The organism is Clostridium cylindrosporum DSM 605 (assembly GCF_001047375.1).
In the GTDB taxonomy this organism is placed as follows: Bacteria; Bacillota; Clostridia; order Clostridiales; family Caloramatoraceae; genus Clostridium_AB; species Clostridium_AB cylindrosporum.
On sequence record NZ_LFVU01000026.1, the window covers coordinates 212502 to 225934 of the forward strand.

11 protein-coding genes are annotated in these 13433 nt (G+C 30.6%); 7 read left to right on the forward strand and 4 right to left on the reverse strand.

Annotated features, from left to right (window positions below; all coding sequences use genetic code 11):
• Positions 1–59: 59 nt before the first annotated feature.
• Entirely contained in the window at positions 60–539 is a 480-nt protein-coding gene (locus CLCY_RS07945) for a DUF2512 family protein (protein ID WP_048570582.1), read from the reverse strand.
• A gap of 129 nt (positions 540–668) precedes the next feature.
• A complete protein-coding gene (locus tag CLCY_RS07950) occupies positions 669–1367 on the reverse strand; it encodes a Crp/Fnr family transcriptional regulator (RefSeq protein ID WP_048570583.1) in 699 nt (232 codons plus the stop codon).
• A 221-nt stretch (positions 1368–1588) separates the two neighbouring features.
• Here CLCY_RS07950 and hcp point away from each other — a divergent pair, with 221 nt between their 5' ends.
• Together hcp and CLCY_RS07960 are read left to right on the forward strand one after the other, a co-directional pair.
• Positions 1589–3232, forward strand: coding sequence for a hydroxylamine reductase (hcp, locus tag CLCY_RS07955; RefSeq protein WP_048570680.1), 1644 nt, complete (start codon positions 1589–1591; stop codon positions 3230–3232).
• Between the two features lie 195 nt (positions 3233–3427).
• Positions 3428–5542, forward strand: a complete 2115-nt coding sequence (locus CLCY_RS07960; protein WP_048570584.1) for an MASE3 domain-containing sensor histidine kinase — start codon at positions 3428–3430, stop codon at positions 5540–5542.
• 100 nt (positions 5543–5642) lie between these two features.
• On the opposite strand, the gene CLCY_RS07965 is transcribed toward CLCY_RS07960, so the two are convergent.
• Positions 5643–6668, reverse strand: coding sequence for a DUF4179 domain-containing protein (locus CLCY_RS07965; protein ID WP_048570585.1), 1026 nt, complete (start codon positions 6666–6668; stop codon positions 5643–5645).
• On the reverse strand, positions 6643–7233 hold the full coding sequence (locus CLCY_RS07970) for a sigma-70 family RNA polymerase sigma factor (protein ID WP_048570586.1): 591 nt from the start codon (positions 7231–7233) through the stop codon (positions 6643–6645). Before CLCY_RS07970 ends, CLCY_RS07965 begins: the two co-directional genes overlap by 26 nt.
• A 240-nt stretch (positions 7234–7473) precedes the next feature.
• Between CLCY_RS07970 and CLCY_RS07975 the strand changes: the two genes are divergently transcribed.
• From CLCY_RS07975 to CLCY_RS07995, 5 genes are all read left to right on the forward strand, one after another.
• The gene (locus tag CLCY_RS07975; RefSeq protein ID WP_048570587.1) at positions 7474–9471 is read left to right on the forward strand and encodes a fructose-1,6-bisphosphatase; all 1998 of its coding nucleotides are present in this window, start codon (positions 7474–7476) and stop codon (positions 9469–9471) included.
• 80 nt (positions 9472–9551) lie between these two features.
• A complete protein-coding gene (locus CLCY_RS07980; RefSeq protein ID WP_048570588.1) occupies positions 9552–9932 on the forward strand; it encodes a ribosomal maturation YjgA family protein in 381 nt (126 codons plus the stop codon).
• A gap of 204 nt (positions 9933–10136) precedes the next feature.
• On the forward strand, positions 10137–11090 hold the full coding sequence (locus CLCY_RS07985; protein ID WP_048570589.1) for an FAD:protein FMN transferase: 954 nt from the start codon (positions 10137–10139) through the stop codon (positions 11088–11090).
• Between the two features lie 24 nt (positions 11091–11114).
• Positions 11115–12356 carry a 4Fe-4S binding protein gene (locus tag CLCY_RS07990; RefSeq protein WP_048570590.1) on the forward strand — a complete coding sequence of 414 codons (1242 nt, stop codon included), beginning with the start codon at positions 11115–11117 and terminating at the stop codon, positions 12354–12356.
• A 129-nt stretch (positions 12357–12485) separates the two neighbouring features.
• Positions 12486–13328: a metallophosphoesterase gene (locus tag CLCY_RS07995; protein ID WP_048570591.1), complete on the forward strand. Its 843-nt coding sequence runs from the start codon at positions 12486–12488 to the stop codon at positions 13326–13328.
• The last annotated feature ends 105 nt before the right edge of the window (positions 13329–13433 follow it).

A 13433-nucleotide genomic window follows, 5' to 3' on the forward strand; every position in this document is an offset into this window, starting at 1 on the left:
TATGTGTAGAAATCTGTAAAATATTCTGGTTTTAATATTTGGAAGAGTCTAAATATATTTTAGTTTTTAGTCTTTTGCTTATTAATCTTATTATCTGTATTGCTACTATTTATATCTGGATTAATTTCATTTCCTGCTTCAGTATTATAGTTAACTCTATTACTACGAAATAAGTCGTCATTAGGATTTGGTGCAACCTCTTTAGTTCTAAGTATATACATATGAAGAAAATATTCTATAATAGCTATAAGAACTCCATAGGTAATAAAGGAAATTATATTAGCATTGAAGCTAGCAGCAAATGAACCTACTATATAAGCTGTTATCATAGCGAGTCCACTATCAGATATAGTAGCTGTGAGATTTCCAAAGTTGCGAAGAACAAACAATTCACCTACTAAGTAATTTAAAACTGTAACAACTACGGAGAGTGTTAGTACAAATGCAAGGATATTATTAGCAATTAGTGAAAAAGAAATCCAAGTAGCAACTAGAGTAGCAATAAGTTTAGTTAATAAAAGACCTGTTGATTTACTCATTTTTCTACACCTCTCAAAAGCTTTATAAGTTCTATATTAAAAATTTTTATCATTAAAACTTAATTAGAATTTATAAGTTTAGTAGAAGTATGCGTAGAATTATATAAAGTATTCGGGTTAAAATATATCTTATATATCAGAAAAATTAAAATATACTTCCTGTAGCTTTTTAATATCCAACAACTTAAATCTATCTCTATGGTATGAGATTATCCCTTCTTTTTGTAGTTCAGAAAGTTCTCTAGATAGGGCACTACGATTCACTGCTAAGTAGTTAGCAAGTTCCTCTCTATTAAATGGTATAGTTACCTCTGTTTTTTTGTCTATATGCATTTCAGATACTAAATAAAAAAGCAGCTTTTCCTTAGTTGTTTTCTTAGTTATACAGTGTATTCTATTATTTAGGTTAAGATTTTTCTTGGCTACTAGTTTAAGCATATTATCAATTATTTTCTTATGAAAACTACATGCATTACTACATACTGAAGTTATCTTCTCACCTCTTATGAGAAGAACAGTACTATCAACAACTGCTTGAGCTGACACTTCATATGCATCAACCTTTCCTATGCAAAATGCCTCGCCAAATACCTGAGATGGTGAAGTGCTTGATATAACAATTCTATTTCCAAGTATATCTTCTTTTATAATGTTAATTTGTCCTTTAACAACAATTCCAAAGTAGTCAGCACTGTCACCATCATGCCAGATATAAGAACCCTTTGGGAATTCCTTTTCCTTTACGTCGAGACAATTTAAGGCGTAACTTATTTCCTTTTCATTTAGGCCATCAAATAGTGGAGAATTAGTATCATATATATTTTTCAAAAAAATCACCTCTTAAGTTGCAATTGCAACATAAACTTTTATTAGAGTGTATTATACTATGATTAACAAGTCAAGACAACATTACTTAACAAGCAGTAGTTAAGAAGAAATATAAGAAATATTATTAGAAGCAATTAGAAGGAGAAGATATAAATATGATTAATTGTTTAATAAATAAATATAAAAAATACTTCGGTAAAAGTGAAGCTGAAATTCAGCAAATGTTCTGTTTCCAATGCCAAGAAGCAGCAGGGGGAAAGGGATGTTCTAAAGTTGGTGTTTGTGGAAAGAAGCCAGAAACAGCAGGACTACAAGATACTTTAGTTTATACACTAAAGGGAATTTCATACCTAGCTAATAAGGCGAATAATGCAGGAATCAAAACAAAGGATGCTGATGAATTTGTTATGAATGGACTATTTATGACAATCACTAACGCAAACTTTGATGATGAAAGATTCGTAGAAGAAATACTAAAAGGTTTAAAATTAAGAGACAGCCTAAAGGATAAACTAGCAGCTAAGAAGATTAAGTTCGATAAGGCTCTAGATGTAGTAAGATGGACAGCTAAAACATCTGAAGATATTAAGGCTAAGGCAAATGCTAAGGAAGTTGGAGTTCTTTCAACTGATAACGAAGATTTAAGATCTCTTAGAGAACTAATCACTTATGGACTAAAAGGTCTAACTGCATATGCTCATCATGCAGCTAACCTAAAATTTGAAAGTGAAGATATATATAAATTTGTGCACAAGGCTATGGCAGCACTAGTTGATGATTCACTAAGCAGTGGAGATTTAATAGCTCTAACACTTGAAACAGGTAAATACGGTGTTGATGTAATGGCTCTACTAGATAAGGCTAATACATCAAGATTCGGTAACCCAGAAATTACAGAGGTTAATATAGGTGTTAGAAATAACCCAGCAATTCTTATTAGTGGACATGATCTAAACGACATGGAACAACTATTAGAACAAACAAATGGTACTGGAGTAGATGTATATACTCATAGTGAAATGCTACCAGCTAATTACTACCCAGCATTTAAGAAGTATGATCACTTTGTAGGAAATTACGGAAATGCATGGTGGAAGCAATTAGAAGAGTTTAAGACATTTAATGGTCCTATACTATTTACAACAAACTGTATAGTTCCACCAAGAGATGAGGAAATAAGAAAGAGAATATTTACTACAGGTGCATCAGGATACCCAGGATGTACTCATATAGAAGAAGATAAAAACGGTAAGAAGGATTTCTCAAAGGTTATTGAAATGGCTAAGAAATGTAAACCACCAGTAGAAATTGAAAAGGGTAAAATAGTAGGTGGATTCGCACATGCACAGGTATTTGCAGTAGCAGATAAGGTAGTAGAAGCAGTTAAAACAGGTGCTATTAAGAAGTTCTTCGTAATGGCAGGTTGTGACGGTAGAATGAAGTCTAGAGATTACTATGCTGAATTTGCTTCAAAACTACCAAAGGATACTGTTATATTAACAGCAGGTTGCGCGAAGTATAAATACAACAAACTTGATTTAGGTGATATAGGGGGAATTCCAAGAGTTCTTGATGCTGGTCAATGTAACGACTCATATTCACTAGCAGTTATAGCACTTAAACTTAAGGAAATATTCGAACTTGAAGATATTAATGAATTACCAATTGCATATAATATCGCATGGTATGAGCAAAAGGCTGTAATAGTTTTACTTGCTCTGCTACACCTAGGAGTTAAGAACATACACCTAGGACCAACTCTACCAGCTTTCCTTTCACCAAATGTAGCTAAGGTACTAGTTGAAAACTTTGGAATAGCTGGAATTGGAACAGTTGATGAAGATTTAAAACTATTCTTATCATAATAGCATTATATAAATCAAAGACATCTGCAGTATTTGTAGATGTCTTTGTTGTAATATGTTGATATAGATTGAAAAATGAGGAACATTCTGATATTATTTTACAGTGGATATATTTATGTAAATAAATTACTTTATTTCATAAAGTATATAGAATGTATATGCGTTTTAGAAAGGTAATAATTAAGAGTGTTCAAAATGGAGATTACTAATATTAAAGAAAAGTTTTTAGATAGGTTAAGAAGTAGATATCTTAGTGCGCTTATATATATAGTGCTATTTGCAGGGTCTATATATTTAGGTAATAAGAATTTCTTGGTGTATCATACTGTAATAGAGTTAGTTGGGGTTATAATTGGTTTTGCTATGAGCATAATTTCTATTAATACCTATAATTTAAACAAGGATAATAGAATAATATTTCTTGGAGTAGCCTTTGGGTTTATAGCCTTTACTAGCTTAATACATCTACTAGGATATAAAGGGATGAATATAAGTAATATATTGACCTTCAATACTTCTATACAACTATGGCTGGTTGGTACATATATACAAAGTATATCTTTTTTAATTTGTTTTATGTTACCACATAAGAGATATAGTTTAGCAAGATTATTATTTACATATTCACTTATATTAGGGTTAGTTCTTATTTCTATATTTTATCTGCATGTTTTTCCAGCTGTTTATATAGAGGGCGTTGGATTTACTCATTTTAAATTAATAATTGGGTATATTAATTGTGGAATTCTATTAATTGGACTTTTATATCTAATAAAGAACAAACCTAAGAATCTAAGTAAGGCTGATAAAGCTTTGAATTTTTCTATAGTATTTAAAGCAATATCAGAGTTAATTTTTCTTTTTTATAGTAGCGTTGGTGACTTTTATAGTGTTATAGGACATGTATTTGAGTTATTATCTTTTTATTATATATATATTGCTTTAGTTCGATCAAGCCTTCAAGAGCCTCACTATTCTCTTATTGAATTAAATAATATTTTAAGTAATAAGAACGAAAGACTAGAAAGTTTAGTTAATAGACTAGCCTTAGAATGTGAAGAAAGAAAAAAAGTTGAAGTTGAGAGGCAAAGGAAGAAACAAATATTAAATGGAATATTAGAATCTGTAGTAGATGGGATATTAGTTATAAATAATAATGGAAAGATACTACGTGTAAATAATCAATTTATAAATATGCTAAATATCCCCTTTGATGTTAATTCTAAAACTACTAATCATGAAGTTATAGATTTTGTTATGAAGCAAATTGAGAATCCAGAGGAATTTTTAGATCATATTAAAAATGAGTGGAAAATAGAGAAAGAATATATACAGTATATGTATCTAAAAGATGGAAGAATAATAGAAACATCATCTGTTCCTCTTTTCGATAACAACACTATTCAAGGAAGAGTAATTGTATATAGAGATATTACTGAGAAGAGGAAAATTGAAGAACTACAAAAGCAGGTAGAGATAAGACAAGCTTCACTAGAAAAAGCAAGAGAATTTGATCAACTGAAAACTGACTTTTTCTGTACTGTATCCCACGAACTTAAAACCCCAATTAATATTATTTTAGGGGTTATACAGCTAGCGGCATACACAAATGAAGGTAGTTCAGAGTGTGTAAATGGGTTTTCTAATAAGTACATTAAGATGATGAAACAAAACTGTTATAGATTAATAAAACTCGCTAATAACCTTATAGATATTACTAAAATCGATGCAGGTTATACAGAGATGAAAATTAGAAACCATAATATTGTTTCTGTTATTGAAGATATTACATTATCAGTAGCAGAGTACGTTAAGAGCAAAGATATTTCTCTAGTTTTTGATACCGATATAGAGGTGAAGACTATTGCATGTGATGGTGAACAGTTAGAAAGAGTAATGCTTAATCTATTATCAAATGCAATTAAGTATACAGATGCAAAGGGTGAAATAGAAGTATATATAAAAGATAAGGAAGATTCCGTAGTTATATCCGTAAAGGATAGTGGTGTTGGCATACCAAAGGATAAGATAGATATAGTTTTCGATAGATTTAGACAGGTTGACTCTACCTTAACAAGACAAAAAGAGGGTAGTGGAATAGGTCTTGCCCTTGTTAAATCAATAATAGAAAAGCATGGAGGAAGTATTTCACTAAAAAGTGAAATAGGTAAAGGTAGTGAATTTATAATTGAATTACCTGTAAAAGTAGTTGATGAGAACATTGTAGATGAAGTAGCTGCAACTAAGGATATGAATGTAGATAGGATAAACATAGAGTTTTCTGATATATATGAATTAAATGTATACTAGAAAAATATCTTTATAAAACTTAATATAAAAAGCTTTATGTTAAAGGGGGCTGTCTCGCTATAGAAGTTACTTTCTATTTTGAGACAGACCCTTTAATAATTTATTTTAAAGGCAATTCAATTCTCCTAAAGTTTGGTGAGTTTTTATCATCATATTCTACTATAATTTTACTAGGAATTTTCTTCATAGGTTTAAATTTCTCTAAACCACTATATCCCCAGAAGTCATCACCATAACCACTTCCTCCAATAACTTCGATAACATTTTCGTTTTCATTTTTAAATTTTAATTTACTACTATCAAAGTCAGAATTATTTGCACTAAATAGAATAACTGTAGATATTGGAGAGAAGCTTAACTTTTCGAATGTGAAAGTAACATTCTTTCCATTATCATTTTTAATTATAAGTTGCTTGTTAAGGAAATATGTTTTAATACTTTTAGAGATTTTTTCCTTAGAGTAAAAGAAACCAAATTTCCAATTTCCATTAATTCTATTAACTTTTTTAAAATCAATTTCTACATCAAGGTTTTGTGAAATATTTTTTGTGTATATATCATAATCTTCAATTACCTGAACAGTATAATCATTAATTATTTTATAATTAGCCCTTGATGCACCGCCAAAGTCCTTACCATTAAACTTTATACTTTTACCAGGAGTATATGGGTATGAAGTAGTCCAACCTTTAGTGATTTCAGAGAACTTTTTATCGGATTTTATTGTGTATATTAACCTAAAGCTAAAGTCATCCATAACTACTTCATCTATTTTAACCTCATATCCTTTGTCCTTTTTTACTTTTCCTACGACCTGAGTATAATCTTCAAAGTTTCCTCCATATGAGGAATCAAAGCTCTTGAATACTGAATTTAGTATTGGTATATTTTCAGCAAGTGCAGTAAATGAAAGCTTAGGTATAATTGATGAGGATAGAAGAATTAGTAATATCCCAGATACAATTAATCTAGTTTTAAATATAACTCTGTGTTTTTTTACTTTAATTGAATTTTTTATATTGTTTTTAATTCTCTTCTTAGCTATATCATCAAGTTCTAGATTAACTGAATTTATCTCATCTAAATCAACTTCTATATCATTAAATTTCTTGTATATATTGCTCATTAATGGTTTCCTCCCTTTGAGAAGATAGTAATTTTTGTTTTAATAATTTTTTACCCCTTGAAAGCCTTGTATCCACAACGTTTCTTGATACAGAAAGTTTAACTGCGATGCCATTTATGCTTTCTTCTAGGTAAAATCTCATTAAAAATATCTTTCTATCAATTTCATTCATTTCATTAATATAGGCAAGTATCTCTTTCCTATTTTCATTTATGAGTATCTTATCCTCTGTTGTAAAGTCAGAGGCAATTACACAATCATTAATATTAATTACTTCTTTATTCTTTGAAATTTTTCTTTGATAGTCTATAGCCTTATATTTAGCAATTACGCAAATCCAATGAATGAATTTTTCAGGTTTTCCTGAAAACATATTTGAGTTATCCCATATAGCGAGGAGTACATCATTTAAGCATTCTTCAATTATTTCTTTTTCATCGTAACTTCCTAGAACTTTGTATATAACCTTATACAACAGGTTACTATATGTATCAACTAAAAAGTCCAAGGCTTTTAAATTCCTATTTTGCAATTGCTTAGCTAGGTTAGTTTCAGTTATTTTCAAATCTTCTATCTCCTTTACCTGTATTTGAGAGCCTTTATCTATATAAACGAAGTATCTACCTGATTTCTTACAGCAAAAGTAAAAAATATCTTTTAATTACCTAAATTGAAAAATAAATATAGCATGATTTTCCAGGGAATAAAAGATAGTTTATTAATATATGTTTAAATTAATTATATTTCTATGTAAAATGTTCTTAGAAAGATAAAATAATAAACGTAATAGTATGGAGGAATTATAATGGTTTATGCTGATGATGATATCATTCAAGAGTTTGAAGGTGAACTTAGATATTTAAAGCTTTTATCAAAGCAATATCCAACTATAGCTGCAGCTTGTACAGAGATAATAAACCTACAGGCAGTACTAAACCTTCCTAAGGGGACTGAGCATTTTTTAACAGATATTCATGGTGAGTATGAAGCCTTTAACCATGTATTGAAAAATGCATCAGGGGTTATAAAGCGTAAGATAAAGGATTCATTAGGAAACTCTTTAACTGAAAAAGATGTAAAAAGCCTAGCAACACTTATTTATTATCCAGAACAAAAGCTTGAACTTATTCTTAAAAATGAGCAAAATATCGATGATTGGTACAAGGTTACTCTATATAGATTAGTTGAGATATGTAGACATGTAGCTTCTAAGTATACTAGACACAAGGTAAGAAAGGCTTTGCCAAAGGATTTTGCATATATAATAGAGGAGCTTTTACATGAGCGTCCTGATAGGATTGATAAGGAAGAATATTATAGTGAAATTATAAAGACGATAATTAGAATTGGACGTGCTAATGAATTTATAACTGCAATATCGAAGCTTATACAAAGGCTTGTAATAGATAGACTTCATATTGTAGGAGACATATTTGATAGAGGCCCTGGTGCAGATATTGTAATGGATACACTTATAAATTATCACAATGTAGATATTCAATGGGGTAACCATGACATTCTGTGGATGGGGGCAGCTGCTGGAAGTGAAGCCTGCATAGCAACTGTTCTTAGAATATGCGCGAGATACGTGAACTTAGACACTATAGAAGATGGATATGGAATTAACCTTCTTCCCCTAGCTACATTTGCCTTAGAATTCTATAAGAATGATGATTGCAAGTGCTTTAAGCCAAAGGTTGATAACAACATGGATTATAGCGAAAAGGACATAAAGCTTATAGCTAAGATGCATAAAGCTATATCTATTTTACAGTTTAAATTAGAAGGGGAAATAATCAAAAGACGCCCTCATCTAGGTATGGATGATAGACTTCTATTAAATAATATTGATTATAAAGAGGGTACAATTAATATAGATGGGAAGATATATAAGTTAAAGGACAACAATTTCTCAACTATAAATCCTGAGAACCCATATGAACTAAGTCCAGAAGAAAAGGAACTTATGGAAAAGCTTAAGTCATCATTTGTTAATAGTGAAAGACTTCAAAAACACGTTAGGTTCCTATTTGCTAAGGGTAGTGTATACCTAAAGTGTAACTCTAACCTAATGTATCATGCATGTATTCCATTAAATGAAGATGGAAGCTTTAAAAAGGTAAAGATAGGTGCATCAGGAAAGGAATACAGTGGTAAGGCTTACTTAGATAGAATAGACATGTTAGTAAGGGAAGGGTATTTCTATAAAAATAATCCTGAAGCTAAGTTATATGGTATGGATTTAATTTGGTACCTATGGACTGGTTCAGATTCTCCTTTATTCGGTAAGGATAAAATGACTACCTTCGAAAGGTATTTTATAGAGGAGAAGGAAGCCCATGTTGAGAACAAGGATCCTTACTTTAAGTATCAAGATACTGAAGAAATGTGTAATATGATTTTAAAGGAATTTGGATTAAATCCTGAGGTTTCTCATATAGTTAATGGACATGTTCCTGTTAAACTAAAAAAAGGTGAAAGTCCTATAAAGGCAAATGGTAAATTATTAGTTATAGATGGTGGATTCTCAAGGGCTTACCAAAGCACAACTGGAATAGCTGGATATACACTTATATATAACTCATATGGTCTTTTACTAGTATCACATGAATCCTTTGAGTCAGCTCAAAAAGCTATTGAAGAGGAAAAGGATATTCTTTCAACTACTGTAGTATTAGAGCGTGAAGTTGAAAGAAAAAGAGTAGGAGATACAGACCTTGGTGAAGAACTAAGAAGTGAGATAAAGGATTTAGAGCTGCTTTTAGATGCTTACCAAAAGGGAGTTATTAAGGAACAAAAATAATAAAATTATATCTTGTAAAAGTATTAAGAGTTCTATAACCTGAAAATATAAATATTATCAGAGAATGGAATATTGAAATTATGAAAAGAAATAGAATTATATACTTAATTGCATCTATAATTGTGATTATACTAGGTTTAATGTCTAGGAAGATTAATAGCTTACCTAATTTTATTAAGACTTATTCAGGGGATGTTTTATGGGCATTAATGGTGTTTCTATTAATCTCTTTAATATTTAATAAAAGGTCCACTTTATTTAATGCAGTTTGTGCCATTGTATTTTCATATGGAATAGAGATAAGTCAACTTTATCATTCTCCATGGATTGATAGTATAAGAGCTACTATGCTTGGTGGACTAGTTTTAGGGTTTGGCTTTTTATATAGTGACTTATTGTGTTATATATTTGGAATAGCGCTAGGTATTGTATTAGACAAATTACTTAGTGCTAATAAGTAAAATATAAATTGAACTTAAATATATATGTTTAGTTTAAAGAAGTTTTTGAGAATTAAAGTCTTTGCAGATAAAATGTCTGCAAAGGCTTTTTTAATTTGTACTAATTTAAGCAATCCAGTTTAAATTCATTTAACAATCATATGCTCATCACATTAAATATATATACTTAGCTATAAATTAAATGATTATAGTGGAGGTGTTTACATGGAAAGGACATTTATAGCCTTTGGGACTATGAACACTATTGCTATTCAAGATGATATTTCTAAGGACATTTTAGATGAAGCTGTAGATATTGCACTTAAGCTAGATGACAAATTATCTGTTTTTAAAGCTAATAGTGAAGTAAGTCTTATAAATAAAAATGCAGGGATTCGTCTAGTTGAGGTAAGTGAAGAAACCTTAATGCTTATAGAAAAAGCTGTTTATTTCTCTGAGATTACAGAGGGTGCATTTGATATAACTATTCGCCCAGGAGTAAAGCTATGGAATATTGGGAAAGTAGAATCAAGAGAAAGGTATAGGTTTAGGATTTGGAATGTCTTATGTAAACATGTTATTCCTAAGATATCAAGGCTAAGAAGAATTCAGTCATTAGTAAATTATCGTGATATTAGAATAAGTAAGGATAAGTGTCAGGTAATGCTTAGTAAAAGGGGTCAGGGAATTGATCTTGGAGGTATAGCTAAGGGATATGCTGCGGATAAGATAAAAAGATATCTTATATCTAAAGGTGTTAAACATACCCTTATAAACCTTGGAGGAAATGTAATGGCTATAGGGGGGAGAAGAGATGGTGAAGCATTTAAAGTTGGTATTCAAAATCCCCTAGGGCTTCGTGGGGAAATGATAGGATTTATAGAACTTAATGATTTATCACTTGTAACCTCAGGGGTTAATGAAAGATTTTTTATTAAAGATGGACATAGGTATCATCATATATTAGATCCAAAGACCTTATCCCCTACAAACTCTCTACTTAGCGTTTCCCTTAAGGGAGAATGCTCTATGGAACTAGACGCCCTAACTACTGCATTGTTTGTAATTGGATATGAAAAGGGTATGGATTTGGTTCAAAGACTTGGTCTTGAGGCATTATTCATTTTAGATGATAAGCGCGTTTTCGCAACTAAAGACTTTGCGAATATGAAGATTTAAGAATAAATTTGAAAGGAAGATTCTATGAAAAGAATAAAAGAAATGGCATGGATTAGGACAATTATTCAGGCAATATGTTTTGTACTACTTCCAGGGTTATTTATAAGTACTTACACAAGTGTAAAAAATGTATTTAGTGGAATTATTCATCATACAACAAGTTTTAAAGGACTTTTACCTGATATATTACTAGTGGTAGCTATAGTTCCTATTACAATGATACTAGGAAGATTTTTCTGTGGATGGATGTGTTCATTTGGTAGCTTGCAGGATTTATTATTTAATATTACAAAAACCCTAAGAGGAAGGTCATTAACTCTCCCAGAGAAAGTTGATTTTTTGTTAAAGGGTATAAAGTATATTGTTTTAGGTATTTCAGTTATATTTATATGGACTCTTCAAATAGTGACTGTACCTAAAGGATACAATCCTTGGGATGTCTTTGGGATGGTAGTATCATTTGATGGGATGCTAAATCTAAAATTAGTTATTACAGATTTTTTACCAGGAGCTATACTGCTATTAGCATTAGTTTCAGCATCACTATTTATTGAAAGATTTTTCTGTAGATATATATGTCCACTAGGTGCTGTTTTTGCTATAGTTTCAAGGATAAGAATATTTAATATTAACAAGGAAAAAAGCAAGTGCGGTGCTTGCCGTGTATGTACTAAAGAATGTAGTATGGGGATTTCTTTATACAAGAAAGATGTTATTCATTCTGGAGAATGTATAAACTGCTTTAAATGTGTAGATGCTTGTCCAAGGGAAAATGTTAATTCAAAGCTAACTAAATTAGAAGTTACTCCTGAAGCTGCAGGCACAGTTGCAGCGGCGACAATGATTGGATTCTTTTACCTAGGTAATTTAGCTTCAAGTACACTTGAGGTATCAAGTAGTACACAAGGTGTACATGAAGTAGTTACTTCTTCTAAGTCCTCAAATGCAAAGGGTACCTATAAAGATGGCACATATGAAGGTGCTGGAACAGGTTTCCGTGGAAGCACAACTGTAGAAGTTAAGGTTTCAGGTGGAAAGATTACAGATGTTCAGCTTATTTCATCAGAGGATGATGATAGGTTTCTAGACAGGGCTACAGATACGGTTATTAGTGAAATAGTATCTAATCAGTCAGTTGATGTAGATGCAGTTTCAGGGGCTACTTATAGTAGTAATGGAATTATGGAGGCTGTAGCTAATGCATTAAACCTACCATATGAAAGTAAGCCAATTCAGGAAAGACCAGGTCACCGACATAGAGAATAAATAGCTGAATAACCCTATCATGGTTATATGATAGGGTTATTCTTATATAATTTCTTAAGGTGTAGTTATGTATAATTATGTGGTATAGTAACTTTTAATATATTAATTACATAATTAGGAGAATTTCATATGGAGAGTATTTATTTAATATTATCAGGGATAATTTTATTAGGAGTATTTTTCTACTGGGAAAATAATGTAATACAAACAACAAGAATAAAACTAGAAAGAAACCTTAAGTCCCCTATTAAAATTGTTCACCTATCTGATATTCATAGTAAGGAGTTTGGAGAAGGAAATCATAAGTTAATTAACAAAGTAGTAAGGTTAAAGCCAGATTTGATTATAGTCACAGGGGATCTTATTAACATGGACGGAAAAAATATTAATAAGATGATAGGTTTATTATGTTCATTAAATTCTATTGCTAATGTTTACTATATATTTGGTAACCATGAACATAGATTGAGGAACTTAGATAAATTAGCAGAGGATATAAAGGCAATTGGAGTTAAGTTACTATGTGATGAAATAGATACTATAAATATCAATAATAATAGGATTAGTATATTAGGGCTTGATGAGAATCAAGCATCTAGAGATGATTATATAAAACGAATGAAGGGAATTTATGAGTATAAGGATTATAGCAATCTGTTTAGTAAATTAGAAAGTGAGTGTAGTTTTAAGATTGTACTGTCTCATTATCCTGAGAACTTTTCTTTAATTGGGGATTTTTCCTATAAGAATTATAACTTTGATTTAATGATGTCAGGACATGCCCATGGTGGGCAATTTAGACTTCCCTTTATAGGTGGACTATATGCCCCAGGTCAAGGGGTTTTCCCAAGGTATACCGCTGGTCTTTATAAGGAAGATAGAAATCTCATTGTTAGTAGAGGTCTTGGTCCTAGTAGGTTCCCCTTAAGGCTTTTTAATAGACCTGAGATTATTCTTGTAGAGGTTATATAATGTTTTGATAAACTATTTACAGTTAAAAAATATAACTTTATATATTGATTGTTAGAGGATGTTGACTTAATTAAACATCCTCTATTTTTATTTAATTAAAAGATA